Source organism: Streptomyces spinoverrucosus, from assembly GCF_006539505.1.
GTDB lineage: Bacteria > Actinomycetota > Actinomycetes > Streptomycetales > Streptomycetaceae > Streptomyces > Streptomyces spinoverrucosus.
This window is the reverse complement of record NZ_BJND01000023.1, coordinates 117,179-134,028: the sequence shown is the minus strand read 5'-3', so window position 1 is coordinate 134,028 and position 16,850 is coordinate 117,179. Positions and strand designations below refer to the sequence as shown.

Below are 16,850 nucleotides of genomic sequence, written 5' to 3'. Positions count from 1 at the left end.
CTACTCGCCCCCGTCCAGCACCCGCACGGGAAGCGGCCGCAGTGCCTCGCGCAGTGCGGCCGCCAGCTCCTCGTACTCCGCCCCGCGCGCCGCGCCCGCCCGCATCGCCAGCGCGATACGGCGGGTCGGCGCGGGATCGGCGAAATAGCCGGTGAGCAGCTGATTACTGCGGCTCGTCTCCACCTTGACGGCGGTACGCGGCAACAGCGTGCACCCGAGCCCACCGGCGACGAGCTGAACGAGCGTGGACAGCCCCGCGGCCGTGGTGGTCACCGGCGCATCCTCGCGCCCGGCCTCCCGGCAGATGTCGAGGGCCTGGTCGCGCAGGCAGTGCCCTTCGTCGAGGAGCAGCAGGTTGAGCTCCTTGAGCGCCTCGCGCGGAATGCCCTCGCGCCCGCCGAGCCAGTGGTCGAGGGGCGTGACGAGCACGAAGTCCTCGTCGAACAACGGCAGTTCGGTCACCCCCTGAACCCCGAGGGGTACGGCGAGCAGCAGCAGGTCGAGCCGCCCGGAGGTGAGCCCGTCGAGGAGGTTGGCGGTCTGCTCCTCGTGCACCTGGAGGTCGAGGTGGGGGTAGCGGTCGTGGACGAGCCGCAGGACGGTCGGCAGCAGATAGGGCGCGACGGTCGGGATGACGCCGAGCCGCAGCGCCCCGGTGAACGGCGCGCGGACCGCCTCGGCCTCCTCCATCAGGGCCCCCACCTCGCTCAGCACCGCCTTGGCCCGTACGGCGAGCCGCTCGCCGGCGGGCGAGAGGAGCACCTTGCGGGTCGTACGCTCAAGAAGCGTGACGCCGAGAACCTCCTCCAGCGCGGAGACGGCACCGGAGAGGGCGGGCTGGCTCATGCCGATCGCGGCGGCGGCGTCGCGGAAGTGCAGATGCTCGGCGACGGCGGCGAAGGCCCGCAACTGGGCAAGACTGGGCTGACGCCTCCTGCCGGCGTTACCAACGGTCACTGATAGCTACCTCCGATCAACTCGACCGAGTGTAGCTATTTCCCGAATCAATGCGCGTTGTGCCAGGATCGGGGCTCGTCCAACCCATGGGAAACACCCGCCAAAAGCGGGTGTTTTTCGCTGCGCTGCAAGGAGAGCTAGTGCTCACTGTCGGTGACAAGTTCCCCGAGTTCGAACTGACTGCCTGCGTCTCGCTGGAGAAGGGCAAGGAGTTCGAGAAGATCAACCACAAGACCTACCAGGGCTGGAAAGTGATCTTCGCTTGGCCCAAGGACTTCACCTTCGTGTGCCCGACCGAGATCGCGGCCTTCGGCAAGCTGAACGACGAGTTCGCCGACCGTGACGCGCAGGTCCTCGGCTTCTCCGGTGACTCCGAGTTCGTGCACCACGCCTGGCGCAAGGACCACGACGACCTGCGGGACCTGCCGTTCCCGATGATGGCCGACTCCAAGCACGAGCTGATGCGCGACCTCGGCATCGAGGACGAGGACGGCTTCGCCAAGCGCGCGGTGTTCATCGTCGACCAGAACAACGAGATCCAGTTCTCCATGGTGACCGCCGGTTCCGTCGGCCGGAACCCGAAGGAGGTCCTGCGGGTCCTGGACGCCCTGCAGACGGACGAGCTGTGCCCGTGCAACTGGACCAAGGGCGAGGACACGCTGGACCCGGTCGCCCTGCTGGCCGGGGAGTGATCCGGGGTGTCCCTCGACTCTCTGAAGTCCCGCATCCCGGACTACGCCAAGGACCTGAAGCTCAACCTGGGCTCGGTCATCGGCAACTCCGACCTCCCGGCGCAGCAGCTGTGGGGCACGGTGCTGGCGACGGCGATCGCCGCCCGCTCCCCCATCGTGGTGCGTGAGCTGGAGCCGGAGGCGAAGGCGGCGCTGTCGCCGGAGGCGTACACGGCGGCGAAGTCCGCTGCGGCGATCATGGCGATGAACAACGTCTTCTACCGCACGCGGCACCTGCTGTCCGACCACGAGTACGGCACCCTGCGCGCGGGCCTGCGGATGAACGTCATCGGCAACCCGGGCGTGGACAAGGTCGACTTCGAGCTGTGGTCCTTCGCCGTCTCCGCCATCAACGGCTGCGGCATGTGCCTCGACTCCCACGAGCAGGTCCTGCGCAAGGCTGGCGTCGACCGCGAGACCATCCAGGAGTCCTTCAAGATCGCGTCCGTCGTCCAGGCGGTCGCGGTGACCCTGGACGCCGAGGCGGCCCTCGCCGAGTAGCCGCAGAGCGACTGACCGCGCATGAAGACCCCGTCCACCGTTTGGTGGGCGGGGGCTTGGCGTTGGCCGGCGGTAGTGCCTCGGACTGCTGGGCTCAGGTGCCCGGTTCGGGTGGCTGGGTGGGCGCGGTGTCCGTCGCTGTGGCGCCTCGGGGGCGTGGGGAGAGACGTAGGGCTCGTTCGTGGGAGTAGGCGCGCAGGTAGCCGACGACCGTGTTCGTGACCGCCACCAGCGGCACCGCCACCACCGCGCCGCCGATCCCCGCCACCAGGCCGCCCGCCGTCACCGACAGCACCACCGCCAGCGGATGCACCCGCACCGCCCGCCCCAGGATGAACGGCTGCAGGATGTGGCCCTCGATCTGCTGCACGGCGAGCACGACCACCAGCGTCATCACCGCCGTGAAGACGCCCTGCGTCACGAGCGCCACGACCACGGCCAGCGCACCCGAGATCACCGCACCCACCAGCGGGATGAACGCCCCGAGGAAGATGAACACCGCCAGCGGCACAGCCATCGGCACATCCAGGAAGTAGATGCCGAGGCCGATGAAGATCGCGTCAATCAGAGCCACGACCACCGTGCCGCGCACATAGGCGGTGAGGGTCCGCCAGGCCCGGGGACCGGCCCCGGCCACTCCCGGCCGCGCCGCCGCCGGCACCAGCTTCAGCGTCCACTCCCAGATCCGGCGGCCGTCGTAGAGCAGGAAGAGCGTCGAGAAGAGCGCGAGCAGAATCCCGGTCAGTGTCTCGACGACGACCGTCACGCCCTCCAGCCCCGCGGAGGTGATCTGGTCGGTGTTCGCGCCGATCGCCTCGCGCAGATTCTCGGCGATGTCGTTGATCTGTTTGTCCGTGACGTGGAAGGGACTGTCGAGCAGCCATCGCCGCAGCTCGTCGATGCCGTCCTGCACCTGGTCGGAGAGGTTGTCGATGTTCTCCATGACCTGCCAGGTCACGAACCATCCGATCAGGCCCATCACCACGAACCCGAGGATCGCGGTCATCGCCGTCGCCGGCCCCCGCGGCACCCCCATCCGCCGCAGCCGCGCCACGGTCGGCTGCAGCACCGCCGTCATGAGCAGCGACGCCACAAACGCCAGCACGACCAGCTGTACGGCACTGATGACGCGCATCAGCACCCACAATGTCCCCGCCAGCACCAGCAGCCGCCACCCGGCCTCCGCCGCCACCCGCATCCCCCACGGCACGGCCTGCGCCGGATCGGGACGGGCGATGACCGGTACGTCAGGCGCGTACTGCGGGGACTCCGCCTTCTCGGCCGACTCCTCGGGCTCCACCTCCGGCTCGGCATGCGCTCGCTCGGCCTCGGCGCGGCGCTGCTCCCACCGTTGCCCCATCTCGGTCAGCCGGGCGCCGACCCGACCGAGCCACCCTGGCACTCGCGACATGATCCGTCCCTTTACCCCTGCTGTCCCCACCACTCCCCCCGGAGCCGTCCCGTCCGACCGTACATGGCTGGAACTCCACATGCCCGAAGCCCCTCACCGAAGGACGGCGAGGGGCTCGGAAAAGTTGAGTGGGAGGCTGCCCGACCGGGGCTCAGTACCAGTGGTTGGCCTGCCAGAACGCCCAGGCGTCACAGGGGCTGCCGTAGCGCTCGTTCATGTAGTTGAGGCCCCACTTGATCTGGGTGGCCGGGTTGGTCTGCCAGTCGGCGCCGACGGAGGACATCTTGGAGCCGGGCAGCGCCTGGAAGAGGCCGTAGGCACCGGAGGAGGGATTGACCGCCCGGTAGTTCCAGTCGGACTCGTGGTCCACGATGTTGCTGAAGCACTGGAACTGCCCGCTCGGCACCATCGCCGCCGCCATCGACTGGATCTCGGCGATGCTGTACGAACCCTGGGCGGGGAAGTCGGACGCGTCCCGGGTGGCGGAACGGCTGGCCGCCTTCTCCGCCTCCTCGCGCTCCTTGGCTTCCTGGGCCGCCTTCTCGGCGGCTTCCTTCTTCGCGATCGCGGTCTGGGCGGCCGCCTTGCGCGCAGCCTCCTCGGCTTCCTTCTTGGCGCTGGCGTCCGCGGCGATGGCCTGTACGTCGGCCTGCTGCGTCAGGGACGCGGTCTGCACCTGGGCCTGCTGGCCCGCGGGTATGTCCGCGAGGAGCGTCAGGTCGGTTGCCGCCGCCTCGGCGTCATTGGGCTGCGCGGTGCTGCCCGAGGCAACGCCGACGACGCTTCCGACAGCGGTGACCGCGGTGGCCGAGGCCACTGCGAATCCCCGGACCGAAATCCGGCTCACACGGTTTCCTTCCAGCATCGCCCGCTTCGGTGACCCTGGCGGACGCAATCGTGCCCCTGGCACTGGCCTCCCCAACTGCGGGTCACGGAAGGCACGGGCCCGGTGGGCAACTCCCGGTCCAGGAGCGCCACATGGTGCTCGGGCGGCATACGACGACGCTATGGAGTTAGCTGTGATGCCTCTGTTGTGCCGTACCGCTGGGGGTACAGGTGTGTCGTATGCGGGGCCTGACAGGAGTGAGACTCTGCCGTAACCCGACACCGCAAGGCAATTCTGAGTTGCGTGTGAAAGCTCACATGCCGTTTGGCCCTGGGGATTTTGAGAAACCGTGACGCGCGAAGGCGCCGCCCGACTAGGCTCTGGGCCTTTGCCGAACGGCGCCAACTACCGCGTAACCGCCCCGAGATGGGACGCGGTGCTCAGATCGCCCCGTCCTCCAGCATTTCGGTCACAAGCGCCGCGATCTGGGACCTCTCGGACCGCGTCAGGGTCACATGGGCGAAGAGCGGATGCCCCTTCAGCTTCTCCACGACGGCGACGACACCGTCGTACCGCCCCACCCGCAAATTGTCCCTTTGCGCCACATCGTGCGTCAGAACGACCCGTGAATTGGCGCCGATTCTGGACAGAACGGTCAGCAGGACGTTCCGCTCCAGCGACTGCGCCTCGTCCACGATCACGAACGCGTCGTGCAGCGAGCGGCCGCGGATGTGGGTGAGCGGGAGCACCTCCAGCATCCCGCGCGCGGTGACCTCCTCGATGACCTCGCGGCTGGTGACCGCGGACAGCGTGTCGAAGACCGCCTGCGCCCAGGGGCTCATCTTCTCGGCCTCGGTGCCGGGCAGATAGCCCAGCTCCTGCCCGCCCACCGCGTACAGCGGGCGGAAGACCATGATCTTCTCGTGCTGGCGGCGCTCCAGGACCGCCTCCAGGCCCGCGCACAGCGCCAGCGCCGACTTGCCGGTGCCGGCCCGGCCGCCCATCGACACGATCCCGACGTCCGCGTCGAGCAGCAGATCCAGCGCGATCCGCTGCTCCGCGCTGCGCCCCTTGATGCCGAACGCCTCCCGGTCGCCGCGCACCAGGCGGACGTTGCCCTCCGGTGTCACCCGGCCGAGTGCCTTTCCACGCTCGGACTGGATGGTCAGGCCAGTGTGGACGGGCAGGTCGGCGACTTCGGGGACGTAGACATGGCCTTCCTCGAAGAGGATGTCCACCTGCTCACCGGGCAGGGTCAGTTCGGACATTCCGGTCCAGCCGGAGGAGTCCGTGATGGCCAGTTCGGCGCGGTACTCCTCGGCGAGCAGGCCGACGGAGGACGCCTTGATCCGAAGCGGGAGGTCCTTCGAGACCACGGTGACGTCGAACCCCTCGGCCTGCAGGTTCCGCGCGACCGCGAGGATGCGGGAGTCGTTGTCCCCCAGGCGGTAGCCGGTCGGCAGCACACTGGGGTCCGAGTGGTTGAGCTCGACACGGAGCGTTCCGCCGAGGTCCCCGATCGGGATGGGGGCGTCCAGACGGCCGTACCGCACGCGGTAGTCGTCGAGCAGACGCAGGGCCTGCCGGGCGAAGTAGCCGAGTTCGGGATGGTGCCGCTTGGCCTCGAGCTCCGTGACCACCACGACCGGGAGCACGACCTCGTGCTCGTCGAAGCGGTTCAAAGCGTTCGGGTCGGCCAGCAGGACGCTGGTGTCGAGAACATAGGTGCGCCGGTCTGGCTTGTGGCGCTTTGTGCTGGTCACCACGGAAGGACGTACCCCCTCGGATGAGGTCGGGGAGCGACGGAGACGATCTGGACCGGTTGCCGGCCTCGATGCACGGGCCGGAACCGGCCCTTTCGCCTCTGTGTCCGTGCTGTGACCGCACGATCGGGCTGGTGCAAAGGGCCTCCCGGGCGGACGGCCCCGTGCCGTCCGCTGAGATCCGACACCCGTGGTTCGGGAGTCGACCTGCTTGCCTTATGCCCTCGAAAACGCGCCGCCATGCCACGGCATATGACGGCGCGCCGGTGAACTCCGTATGAAGCGCCGTACGTCCCGGGTGGTCGGGGTGGGTCCGTCAGCCGCCGTAGCGGCGGTGGCGCGCCGCGTAGTCGCGCAGGGCGCGCAGGAAGTCGACCTTGCGGAAGGCCGGCCAGAAGACCTCACAGAAGTAGTACTCGGAGTGCGCCGTCTGCCACAGCATGAATCCGGACAGCCGCTGCTCGCCGCTGGTGCGGATGACCAGGTCGGGGTCGGGCTGGTCACCCGTGTAGAGGTGGCGGCCGATCATGTCGACGTCGACGGCCTCGGCGACGTCCTCGATGGAGCGGCCCTTGTCGGCGGCGTCCAGCAGCATGGAGCGGACGGCGTCGGCGATCTCCTGGCGGCCGCCGTAGCCGATGGCGACGTTGACGAGTATCCCGTCGACGTGCGCGGTGGCCTCCTCGGCCTCCTTCAGCGCGGTCTGCATCGGGGACGGCAGCAGGTCGGGGGTGCCGACGTGGTGCACGCGCCAGCGGCCGTCGGCGGCGAGGGTGCGCACGACGTCCTCGATGATGCCGAGGAGCGGGACGAGCTCCTCCTGGGGCCGGTCGAAGTTGTCCGTCGACAGCAGCCAGAGGGTGACGACCTCGACGTCCGTCTCGGTGCACCAGCCGAGGAACTCCTCGATCTTCTCGGCACCGGCCCGGTGACCGTGCACCGTGGTGGAACCCGCGGCCTTCGCCCAGCGCCGGTTGCCGTCCATGATGACGCCGATGTGCTTGGGCACCTGAGCGTGGTCCAGGTGGCCTTCCACCCGGCGTGCGTAGAGCCTGACCAGCAGGCCGCGCAGCTTGTCGCGCAGGTTCACGTGATTGTCAGCCCCTCCGTACGGATCGGACAGGTACGGTCGAGCGCAACCCCTGTCCGTATGACGGTCCCCGGGGGCGAAGCCTACCCCCGCGGTACGACAGTGCCCCAACGGGCGTTTGGGGCAGAAAAAACGGGCCGGTCCGTGGGGGGGAGACGGACCGGCCCGAGGGGGGGCTTCCACCATAACCCTTCGTAAGGGCTGCTGGGTGCATCGGCGCGCGACAACTACTCTCCGAAATCGCCCGGCAACGCGCCGGTGGCCGCGGAATGCCTGGTTCACAGCGTATTCATGGCCGGACCCCGGGGGACGCACAGGATTTTTCCGGCATCCCTCTGACGGGCGACCCGCCTGCCGCCGACGGCTTGACGCCCGGGAACGGGCCGTGGGCACCGCGCAGCCCCCTCCACTGCGCGGTGCCGCCCGCGCAGCTTTGCTCACGCGAATTACCTTGGTCTGAACTTACGCGATGTGTCATGGGTGACTGAGTGGTGGCTGATAACAATGTGGAAAACCGTGGCCAGGGCTCGCCCGCTCACAGCACCGAAGGCCACCCAGGCGTAGGGCGTGTTTCAGTCGGCCGGTTTGCGGGCGTCGAACAGGTGGCGGGTGCTGTGGGCCACGAAGGGGCCTTCCGCCTCGATCCGCTCGTGCAGGGCGCGGAGCTTGTCCTCGTAGGCCTCGACGGTGAAGCCGGGGACCATCCAGATCACCTTGCGCAGGAAGTGCACGACGGCGGCGATGTCGTGGAACTCCATCCGCAGCCGCTCCGCGCGCAGCTCGACGACCTCCAGTCCCGCCGCCTGTGCGCCCGCGCGCTCACGGTCGGGGTGGCGGGCGCCGCGCACCTGCGCGGACTGCGGCCCGAGGAAGTACTCGACGAGTTCGAAGACGCTGCTGGGACCGACATGCTGGGCGAAGTACGTACCGCCGGGCCGGAGCACGCGCGCGATCTCGTCCCAGTGGGGCTGAACGGGGTGGCGGCTGCAGACGAGGTCGAAGGTGCCGTCGGCGAAGGGCAGCGGCGCGTCGTCCGGCGCGGCGACGACCACCACGCCGCGCGGGCGGAGCAGGGCGGTGGCCTTGGCGACGTTCGGCGGCCAGCCCTCGGTCGCGGCGAGCAGGCCGGGCGGGTGCGCGGTGGCGCCGAGCGCGAAGTCGAGGACCTCGCCGCCGCCGGTCTGGATGTCGAGGGCGGCACGCGCGCGTGCGAGTCGCCCGGCGAGCGACTCGGCGTACCGCCACGACGGCCGCGCCTCGGTGGCCCGCCCTTCGAACCAGGAGAAGTCCCAGCCCTCGGTGGGCACGGCGGCCCCTTCGGCGACGAGTTCCTCGAAGGTGCGGCGAGGTTCCGTGGGACGGTGGTCATGCTGCATGCGTTTGATCGTCGCAGGGCGTTGTCAGTGGCCGCTGCTAATTTTCCTGCAGTGGGGAACGAGGGCGGGACGAACGAGGGGGCGGGCATGCCGTACCGGGACGGCGAGAAGGCGACGCTGCACGCGAGTCTGGACCGGCACCGGGACGCGGTGCTGTGGAAGCTGGACGGCCTGGACGACGAGCAGTTGCGCCGACCGATGACACCGTCGGGCACGAGCCTGCTCGGCCTGGTGAAGCATTTGGGGTCGGTGGAGTACGGCTGGCTGGTGGAGACCTTCGGCCGGGAGGTTGAGCCGCTGTGGTTCGACCCGTACGAGAACGAGGACATGCGGGCCGACCAGGGCGAGACGACCCAGCAGATCATCGACTTCTACGGCCGTGCCCGCGCCGCCGCCGACCGCACGATCACCGAGCTGTCGCTGGACGACACAGGCAGCCCGGCGTGGCGGGAGGGCCGCGTCTCCCTGCGCTGGGTGATCGTCCACATGATCGAGGAGACGGCCAGACACGCGGGCCACATGGACATCGTGCGGGAGCTCATCGACGGGACGACGGGCGACCACCGACCAGCTACGGGACCAGCGGTCTGACCTCCCGCGCGGCGAAGCGGACGAAGCCCTCGGGGTCGGGTTCGTCGCCCGTCGGCTGCAGGATCACCGTGTCGGCACCGGCCTCGGTGAGCCGCTCGACGGCCTTGGCGACGGCCCCCGCGTCCCCGGCGACACCGAGGTCGGGGACGTCGGCGAGACCCTCGGCGGTGAGTTCGGCGCGCAGACGGGCGGCGGCGTCGGGGCCGGTGGCGGTGAGCAGGTAGACGACGACGCGGTGCGGGTCGGTGCGGTCGGCCGACGCCCGCCCCTCGTCGATGAGCCGCCGGGCCCGGCGTACGCCGTCCGGGGGTGTGCCCGCGGTGAGGACCGTGCCGTCCGCCGCCTCCCCGGACAGCCGGAGCGTGCGCGGGCCGGTGGCGCCGGCGAGGATCTCGACCGGGCCCGGCGGCGGCCAGTCGAGGGCGACGTCGTCGAGCCTGACGTACCGGCCCTCGGTCGTCAGCCGCTCACCGCGCAGCAGCGCCCGCAGCGCGTCGAGGTGCTCGCGCAGCAGCGTCAGCGGCGATTCGGCGCGGGCGCCGACCTGGCCCATCCAGTCCTGCACGCCGTGGCCGACGGCGAGGACCGGGCGGCCGGGGAACATGCGGTGCAGGGAGGCGGCCTCCATCGCGGTGATGGCGACGTTCCGCAGCGGCACGGGGAGCAGACCGACGCCGACCCGGACGCGTTCGGTCCAGGCGAGCGCGGCCGCGGCGGTGGAGACACCGCCCTCGCGGAAGCAGTCCTCCCACAGCCACAGTTCGTCGAGGCCGGTCTCGTCGGCCAGTTGAGCGAGGGCGCGCAGCCGCTCGGGGGGCAGTTGGGGACGGAACACAGCGCCGAGTCCGGTCATGCGCCCTTCCTACCCACCGTTCGGTGAGCGGACAACTGATTTACCCGGTCGGCTCGTTGGTTCCCACGGCTCACCTCGGGTTGAGGAGGATCGGTGCCTGCATCGAAGGATGTACGACGTTTTCGTCCGGCCGCAGGACGTTCGGGGCGCGGCGGGCCGGGAGCCTGGACGTATGGCTGGCATCTCGTCGAACAGCACGCGTGCGTCCACGGACGCCACCGCATCCCGCCCCTCCCCCACGGGCGGCCGACTGCCCCTGCTGGACGTCCTGCGCGGGGTGGCGATTCTCGGCACCTTGATGACGAACGTGTGGATCTTCGCCACGCCGGGTTCGGAGTGGGCGTTCCTGCAGGGTGCGCCCATGGCGGACCCGTTCGAGGAACCGGCGGAAGCGCTCTTCCGCTTCCTCGCGGACGGCAAGTTCCTGTCGCTGCTGACGATCCTCTTCGGCGTGGGCCTGGCCATCCAGTACGACTCCGCCCAGCGCCACGGCACCCCGTGGCCGCGCGGCTACCGCCCCCGCGCCCTGTTCCTGTTCGCCGAGGGCACGCTCCACTTCGTGCTGGTGTTCGGCTTCGACGTGCTGATGGGGTACGCCGTCACCGCCCTGCTGGTGGCGCGGTTGCTCGTACGCTCCGAGCGCCTGCGACGCGTACTCATGTGGACGTCGGTGAGCCTGCACGTGGCCCTGATGTCGCTGATCACGCTGGCCCTGCTGGCGGACGACTCCGAGCCGCGCCAGGTCTCCGCGAAGTCGGTCGACCTGTACGCGCACGGCAGCTGGTTGGATCAGATCGGCTTCCGCCTGGAGAACGCCGTCGCCCTGCGCATGGAGCCGGTCGTCACCTTCGGCCTGCTGGTCTTCCTCTTCCTGCTCGGCGTCCGCCTGTACCGCGCCGGTGCCTTCGCCCCTACCGACCGGGGCCGCCGACTGCGTGCCCGGATGGCGCTCTGGGGCCTCGGCCTGGGCATCCCGTTCAACGCGGCGCTGACCCTGGGCGGCGAGGACTTCTTCTTCCTCGGCCGCTACGTGGCGGCGCCGGTGGTCGCCCTCGGCTACATGGGCCTGATCGGCGTCGTACTGGACCGCGGCCGCCTCCCCGCCCCGGTCACCCAGGGCCTGTCCTCGGTCGGCCGCACCGCCCTGTCGTCGTACGTCCTCCAGAACGTCCTGTGCACGCTGCTCTGCTACGGCGTCGGCCTCGGCCTGACCGAGCGGTTCGGGCCGGACGGCGGGCCGTGGTGGGTGATGGCCATGTGGGCGCTGATCTGCGCGTTCCTCATCGCGGGCTCGACCCTGTGGCTGCGCCGCTTCTCGCACGGGCCTCTGGAGTCGGTGCAGCGGTGGGCGCTGCGCCGCTGAGGCCGGTTGGCGGACTGCCGATACGGTCGGTGCGCACACCGGAGGCGGACGTACGGCGGAGGGGGCGCGGGCGTGGGCGTGGGCCTGGGGCGGCGTTGGCAGGACGGGCGGGGGGAGCTGGTCGTGCACGGGGGTGCGACGGTGCCGTTGGAGATCGCGACGTCGTACCGAGCCCGTACGAGGGGACTGCTCGGGCGCGACGCGGTGCACGGCGCGATCCTGCTGTCCCCGGCGAACAGCATCCACACCTTCCGGATGCGCATCCCGATCGACGTCGCCTACCTCGACCAGAACCTGGTCGTCATCGCCGTACGCACGATGAAGCCGGGGCGGCTGGGCGCGCCGCGGGTGCGGGCGCGGCATGTGCTGGAGGCGGAGGCGGGGGTTATGGAGGGGTGGGGGGTGCGTGTGGGGGTCAGGGTGACGGTGGAGGCGGGGTAGGGCGGACCGGGCCTGGGCTTGCGCCTCGGTGAGTGAAGGCGACGTAGGGCGGCGGATCGGGCCTGGGGCTTCCGGTTCATGATCGGACGGTCGGGCCGGGTGCTCCTTGGGCCGTCTCCCCCGCCGCATTCGGGGGGACGGCAGGAGGAGCGTGCCGCTAACCGGCGTAGGTCTCGAACTCGGCGACCTGCGGGGTGCCGGACGAAGCGGTGATCTCGAAGGTGATCTTGTCTAGGGAGATCTGGGGGAAGCTGATAACGCCCGCCCCGCTGCCGGAGGTCAGGACGGCGCCGGTGTCGTGGTTGATGACCCGCCAGGACCCGATGGTGCCCGCGCTGCCCGGCGTCTCCCTGATGTTGATCCTGGAAACCGAGGTGGCGGAGTCCCACTTGACCGAGATGGAACCGGTCGAGCCGGACGGCGACCAGTAGGTGCTCATGTCGCCGTCCCGCACGTTGCCGTAGCTCGTGCCGGAGGCCTTGCTGGACCCGTCGGAGCCGGCTCCGATGCTGAGGTTGGTGCCGCCGGGCTGGGTCGGCGTCGGTGTGGGTGTGGAAGTCGGTGTGGGCGTCGGTGTGGACGTGGGGGTCGGTGTGGGCTGCTGCGGGGAGCAGCTGCCGTCCGACACCTGAAGGCCCTTGTTGGCGCCCGCCGTCGCGCTCACGACGCTCGGCACGCAACTGGCCGCGTCGAGAGCGTAGGAGTACGGGATGCTGACGGTGGTGTTGGACTGCGGGTCGGGTCCGGCCGGGTTGTTCTCGCTGCCCGGGCTGGACCATGTGACGTTGTCGTAGATATTGCCGCTGACCTGCCAGTAGCCGGCCGCGTCGGTGTAGAAGGTGCCGAGGACGTCCTTGGAGTCCTCGAAGTAGTTGTGGTCCACCTTGGCGCGGGCCCCGGCGCGGGAGTTGATGCCGGATTCGTTGATGCCGGTGTAGTGGTTGTTGTAGATGTGGGCGATGCCGCCGCGCAGCAGGGGCGTACGGGAGTCGATGTTCTCGTACCGGTTGTGGTGGTACGTGATGAAGCTGTTCGAGGTGTCGCTCTCGCTGGATCCGACGAGGCCGCCGCGGCCGGAGTTGCGCAGGATGCTGTAGGACAGGGTCACGTACTGGGTGTTGTTCTTCATGTCGAAGAGGCCGTCGAAGCCCTCCGACTCCCCGCCCGACGCCTCCAGTGTGGTGTGGTCCACCCAGACGTTGCGGACGTTGCTCTCCATGCCGATGGCGTCACCGCCGTTGGAGGTGGGCGAGCCCGACTTCTTGACGTTCCGTACGGTCACGTTCTGGATGATGATGTTGCTGGCTTGGCGGATGTGGATGCCCAGCTGGTCGAAGACGGCTCCACTGCCGACCCCGACGATGGTGACGTTGCTGATCTCCTTCAGCTCGATGACGTCGTCGGCGGTGTTGCAACTATCGCCCGACACCTTGCTGGTGTTGCCGTGATTGATGGTTCCCTCGACCTGGATGGTGATGGGGGTGCTGCTGCTCGCCCGGTTGCACAGCGCCGCGTGGATCGCGGTTCCGGTGGTGGCCCGTACGGTCTGACCGCCGGCTCCGCCGGTGGTGCCGCCGTTCTGGGTGGCGTAGCCGGTGACGCCGCCGGTCGCGGCCGAGGCCTCGGGCATTAACAGCAGCGTGCCGGTCGCGGCGGCCGTGAGGGCCGTCGTGGCCAGTGCGGCGGGGAGCCGCACTGTTCGTGATCGTCTCATCCTCGCTCTGTCCTTTCGTCGTCGGACGCGGGTGGTTCCTGCGTGCCGTTGTCGTTTCGGCAGACCGTCGAGGCGCCGACCTGACCCAGAGACCGGCAGGCCCATGTCGATCAGGTCGTCGAACCAAGTTCTGCTATCTGAACCCTCCGACGCGAAGGCCGCGCCAGGTCACGCGAGGTGGTTCAACTCGGCCGACGCCCCTCAGGCTGCGGATGCGTCGCGACGTGGATGCAGTCTCCACGCCGGGTTGGCGCGATATCTGTGCACGTCGGCGACGACGAAGGAGGGACGCCGCAGCAGCTCCCCGACAGTGGGAAAGCGTTTTCTCGCCCGGAGAATAGGATGGCGTCAGTGAGGCAGCAAGGCTTTGCACAGTTGTGGAATGCATGACTCCACATCATGAACATGAACCGGGCGAATCTACGCCCGAGTCGGTACCGCATCCTCGGCGCGTAAGCGTGTGGCGATGCCGGCGGATCGGCAAGCTGTCAGGACGGCACGGCGGGGCAGCTGGTGCCCCGTGGTGGGACTGCCAGGTCGGTGAGGTAGCTGTTCACGGCGTCCTCCATACACGGGCCGCTGGTGACGCTGCCGTGGCCGTGGCCCTCGTAGGTGAGGAGCACGCCGCTGCGGCCGAGTTGCCAGGCCACCGAGACCGCCCACGGGTAGCCGGTGGCGGGGTCGTGCAGCGCGTTGGACACCAGGATCGGCGGGGCACCGTGTGCGTCCAGGCGGTGCTGCGGGTTGGCGGTCGGCGCGCCCAGGCACGCCGCTGCCATGTGGATCGGCAGCAGGTAAGGCAGGTCGGGCGCGGTCCTGTTCATCATGGCGACGAGCGAGGCGTACTCCTGGTAGTCGCGCACTGGCAGGTGCCAGTCCGCGCAGAAGACCGGGGTGGCCTCAGGCAGCGGCGCCATCGAGGTGGGCGACGCGGGCAGCGGCCTGCTCGCGTCCATCCCCGCGATCGCCGTGGCCAGGCCCGCGTAATCGGCCCCGTAGAACCTCCGGAACGCGACCTTGTTGACCAGGTCCGAGGACGACAGCGAGATGCCCGGCTTCGCCGGGTCCTCCAGCTCGCCGCGCCCGGCCCGCGCCAACAGCCCCTGCCAGACGGCGCGGACGTCGCGGCCGTGCAGCGCGCAGTCCGCGGCACCGTCGCACCACTTCACGAACTCCTGGAATGAATCCTCTGCCGTGGCCGCCGCGGCCCGCAGGAAGTCACGGGTGGTCGGGACGCTGTGGTCCATGACGCTCTCCAGCACCATCGCGCGCACGCGGCGCGGGTAGGTCTCGGCGTACTGCGCCCCGAGCAGCGTGCCGTACGAGCTGCCGTGGAAGGTCAGTTTCCCCTCGCCGAGGGCGGCCCGGAGGGCGTCCAGGTCCCGGACCGTCTGGGCGGTGTCAATGTGGTCGAACACCGGGCCGGTACGGGCCCGGCAGTCCGCACGGAGCCGCCTGTTGTACGCCGTGGTGGCGTCGAAGTCCGCCTGGCTCTTCAGCTCCGGTGACGGCCGCTCGGCAAGCAGGTCGTCGGAGCAGGTCACCGGGTTGCTGCGGCCCACGCCGCGCGGGTCGAAGCTGACGATGTCGAACCTGCGGCGGACCTCGGGGCTGAACCGGCTGATACGGCCCACCACCATCTCCACACCCGAGTCGCCCGGCCCACCGGGCCCGAACACCATCGAGCCGACGCGTGCGCCGGGGTCGGTGGCCTTGCGGCGGGCCACGGCCAGGTCGAGTCTCGGCCCGTCCGGGTGGGCCCAGTCGACCGGCACCGAAAGAGCGGCGCACTCGGCGCCCGGCTTCTCCGGGTCTTCACACGGCGCCCACCTCAGGGCCCCGGTGGCAGACGGCGACGCGTGGACCGCGGGAGCGGCGGCGAGGCCGGTGATGAGGGCCATGGCGGCTCCCACGGCCATGGTCGTGCCCCGCGTGACGATGCGCCGCAGTGCGGATCTGCCCCTTAACGGCATGGATCCTCCTCGTGAAGAGAGCGGTTGTGTCAGGGCGTGCGGGCCCGGCCGGGGCACCGTCGTCACGTTAGGTGCACTGTTGCCCGTGTGGTGCCCCTGTCAGGGTGTTTTCCGGGTCGGGTCGGGGGCCGCTCAGGGGTGATCGGGGCGCAGGGCGACGCACCCGCGTACGGCAGCCCCGCCCACATACGCGCGAGCCGGGTGGTGGCACGCTTCAATCGTGAAAAGTCCCTTTGAAGGCCGGTCAGTCCACGAGTAGTACGAGCTTGCCGCGCACGGTCCCGGCTTCGCCGACGCGGTGCGCGTGGGCCACCTCGGTCAAGGGGAAGGTCTGGCCGACCTGGATGGAGAAGCGTCCAGTTTCGGCCATTTGAGCGTCCTGGGCCAGCGCGTAGGTGGCGCGGCCGGTGTCGCCGTGACTGAAGCGAATGCCCGTCTGCTGCGCGCCGTGGAAGTCGGCGACCGTGATCACGTGCTCGGGCGCGCCCACGAGTTCCACGAGTTCGGGAAGGACGCCGCTGCCGGCGACGTCCAGCGCGAAATCGACACCCGACGGCATGATTGCCCGGACTCGCTCTGGCATACCGTCGCTGTATGCCACCGGCTCGGCCCCGAGCAGGCGGAGGGCATCGTGCGTGCCCGGACTACCCGTGCCGATGACGCGCGCGCCGCGCTCCATGGCGAGTTGGACAGCGGCACTCCCGACGCTGCCGGATGCCCCGTTGATGAGCACGGTGCTGCCCGCTGTGACGCCAAGCTGGTCGAGCGAGCGCGCTGCGGTCTCGGCGGCCGCGGGGATCGCTGCAGACCTCGCATAGTCCAGCGAGTTCGGGATCGGGGCCCAATATGACAGCAGGGCCAACTCCGCTTGGGCGGCGCCGTATGGTGAGGCTCCGAAGACCCGGTCGCCAACCGTGACGCCCGAGACACCGTCGCCGATCTCGTCGACGATGCCCGCAGCCTCGTAGCCCAGGGTCTGTGGCAGCTCCTGGTCCATCAGGCCCTGACGCTTTTTCCAGTCGCTGGCGTTGATCCCCGCGGCACGGACCTTGATCCGTATCTCTCCGGCACCGGGGTGGGGATCAGGGAGGTCAACGATCTCAAGGACCTCCGGGCCACCGAACCGGCTGAACTGTGCTGCCCTCATGACGCACTCCTTCCGCGGAAGAAGTGGTGGATCGTCCGATACCGCGTGTGCGCGTACTCCCTGTCCGGCCATCTGCTCGGCCCCAGAGCACGTTTCTACTCCGATACATCGAC

General features: G+C 69.7%; 15 protein-coding genes. 5 read left to right on the top strand and 10 right to left on the bottom strand.

Annotated features, from left to right (window positions below):
• Positions 1-957 carry a LysR substrate-binding domain-containing protein gene (locus SSP24_RS17230; RefSeq protein ID WP_141310439.1) on the bottom strand — a complete coding sequence of 319 codons (957 nt, stop codon included), beginning with the start codon at positions 955-957 and terminating at the stop codon, positions 1-3.
• Positions 958-1,097: 140 nt separating this feature from the next.
• Here SSP24_RS17230 and SSP24_RS17225 point away from each other — a divergent pair, with 140 nt between their 5' ends.
• Complete coding sequence (locus tag SSP24_RS17225; RefSeq protein WP_141310438.1) at positions 1,098-1,649, top strand: peroxiredoxin; 552 nt, start codon at positions 1,098-1,100, stop codon at positions 1,647-1,649.
• Between the two features lie 6 nt (positions 1,650-1,655).
• Positions 1,656-2,189 carry an alkyl hydroperoxide reductase gene (locus tag SSP24_RS17220; RefSeq protein WP_141310437.1) on the top strand — a complete coding sequence of 178 codons (534 nt, stop codon included), beginning with the start codon at positions 1,656-1,658 and terminating at the stop codon, positions 2,187-2,189.
• 94 nt (positions 2,190-2,283) lie between these two features.
• On the opposite strand, the gene SSP24_RS17215 is transcribed toward SSP24_RS17220, so the two are convergent.
• The 5 genes from SSP24_RS17215 to SSP24_RS17190 all read right to left on the bottom strand — a co-directional run bounded on the left by SSP24_RS17215 (position 2,284) and on the right by SSP24_RS17190 (position 8,655).
• On the bottom strand, positions 2,284-3,600 hold the full coding sequence (locus SSP24_RS17215) for an AI-2E family transporter (RefSeq protein WP_141310436.1): 1,317 nt from the start codon (positions 3,598-3,600) through the stop codon (positions 2,284-2,286).
• Between the two features lie 151 nt (positions 3,601-3,751).
• Entirely contained in the window at positions 3,752-4,447 is a 696-nt protein-coding gene (locus SSP24_RS17210; RefSeq protein WP_141310435.1) for an aggregation-promoting factor C-terminal-like domain-containing protein, read from the bottom strand.
• Between the two features lie 419 nt (positions 4,448-4,866).
• Entirely contained in the window at positions 4,867-6,192 is a 1,326-nt protein-coding gene (gene phoH2, locus SSP24_RS17205; protein WP_141310434.1) for an RNA 5'-3' helicase PhoH2, read from the bottom strand.
• A gap of 313 nt (positions 6,193-6,505) precedes the next feature.
• On the bottom strand, positions 6,506-7,279 hold the full coding sequence (locus SSP24_RS17195) for an isoprenyl transferase (RefSeq protein ID WP_141310432.1): 774 nt from the start codon (positions 7,277-7,279) through the stop codon (positions 6,506-6,508).
• Positions 7,280-7,851: 572 nt separating this feature from the next.
• The gene (locus SSP24_RS17190; RefSeq protein ID WP_141310431.1) at positions 7,852-8,655 is read right to left on the bottom strand and encodes a methyltransferase domain-containing protein; all 804 of its coding nucleotides are present in this window, start codon (positions 8,653-8,655) and stop codon (positions 7,852-7,854) included.
• Positions 8,656-8,742: 87 nt separating this feature from the next.
• On the opposite strand from SSP24_RS17190, the gene SSP24_RS17185 reads away from it, so the two are divergent.
• On the top strand, positions 8,743-9,246 hold the full coding sequence (locus SSP24_RS17185; RefSeq protein ID WP_141310430.1) for a DinB family protein: 504 nt from the start codon (positions 8,743-8,745) through the stop codon (positions 9,244-9,246).
• Here SSP24_RS17185 and SSP24_RS17180 read toward each other — a convergent pair.
• Positions 9,227-10,099 (bottom strand): LLM class flavin-dependent oxidoreductase, encoded by an 873-nt coding sequence (locus tag SSP24_RS17180; RefSeq protein WP_141310429.1) that lies wholly within the window; start codon positions 10,097-10,099, stop codon positions 9,227-9,229. The two genes, SSP24_RS17185 and SSP24_RS17180, sit on opposite strands and share 20 nt — an antisense overlap.
• A gap of 172 nt (positions 10,100-10,271) precedes the next feature.
• Here SSP24_RS17180 and SSP24_RS17175 point away from each other — a divergent pair, with 172 nt between their 5' ends.
• Both SSP24_RS17175 and SSP24_RS17170 read left to right on the top strand, forming a co-directional pair.
• Complete coding sequence (locus SSP24_RS17175) at positions 10,272-11,462, top strand: DUF418 domain-containing protein (protein WP_141310428.1); 1,191 nt, start codon at positions 10,272-10,274, stop codon at positions 11,460-11,462.
• An 84-nt stretch (positions 11,463-11,546) separates the two neighbouring features.
• Positions 11,547-11,903, top strand: a complete 357-nt coding sequence (locus SSP24_RS17170; protein ID WP_141310499.1) for a DUF192 domain-containing protein — start codon at positions 11,547-11,549, stop codon at positions 11,901-11,903.
• A gap of 157 nt (positions 11,904-12,060) precedes the next feature.
• On the opposite strand, the gene SSP24_RS17165 is transcribed toward SSP24_RS17170, so the two are convergent.
• The 3 genes from SSP24_RS17165 to SSP24_RS17155 all read right to left on the bottom strand — a co-directional run bounded on the left by SSP24_RS17165 (position 12,061) and on the right by SSP24_RS17155 (position 16,737).
• Positions 12,061-13,617, bottom strand: coding sequence for a pectate lyase family protein (locus tag SSP24_RS17165; protein ID WP_141310427.1), 1,557 nt, complete (start codon positions 13,615-13,617; stop codon positions 12,061-12,063).
• A 488-nt stretch (positions 13,618-14,105) separates the two neighbouring features.
• Entirely contained in the window at positions 14,106-15,590 is a 1,485-nt protein-coding gene (locus SSP24_RS17160; protein WP_141310426.1) for an alpha/beta hydrolase, read from the bottom strand.
• Positions 15,591-15,834: 244 nt separating this feature from the next.
• Positions 15,835-16,737 (bottom strand): NADP-dependent oxidoreductase, encoded by a 903-nt coding sequence (locus SSP24_RS17155; protein WP_141310425.1) that lies wholly within the window; start codon positions 16,735-16,737, stop codon positions 15,835-15,837.
• Positions 16,738-16,850 lie beyond the last annotated feature (113 nt).

Excerpts from the sequence above, each read along its gene's own strand:
- SSP24_RS17185 (WP_141310430.1), top strand. The coding sequence starts at position 8,743 with ATGCCGTACCGGGACGGCGAGAAGGCGACGCTGCACGCGAGTCTGGAC.
- SSP24_RS17175 (WP_141310428.1), top strand. The coding sequence starts at position 10,272 with ATGGCTGGCATCTCGTCGAACAGCACGCGTGCGTCCACGGACGCCACC.
- SSP24_RS17165 (WP_141310427.1), bottom strand. The coding sequence starts at position 13,617 with ATGAGACGATCACGAACAGTGCGGCTCCCCGCCGCACTGGCCACGACG.
- SSP24_RS17190 (WP_141310431.1), bottom strand. The coding sequence starts at position 8,655 with ATGCAGCATGACCACCGTCCCACGGAACCTCGCCGCACCTTCGAGGAA.
- SSP24_RS17215 (WP_141310436.1), bottom strand. The coding sequence starts at position 3,600 with ATGTCGCGAGTGCCAGGGTGGCTCGGTCGGGTCGGCGCCCGGCTGACC.
- SSP24_RS17180 (WP_141310429.1), bottom strand. The coding sequence starts at position 10,099 with ATGACCGGACTCGGCGCTGTGTTCCGTCCCCAACTGCCCCCCGAGCGG.
- SSP24_RS17155 (WP_141310425.1), bottom strand. The coding sequence starts at position 16,737 with ATGAGGGCAGCACAGTTCAGCCGGTTCGGTGGCCCGGAGGTCCTTGAG.
- SSP24_RS17160 (WP_141310426.1), bottom strand. The coding sequence starts at position 15,590 with ATGCCGTTAAGGGGCAGATCCGCACTGCGGCGCATCGTCACGCGGGGC.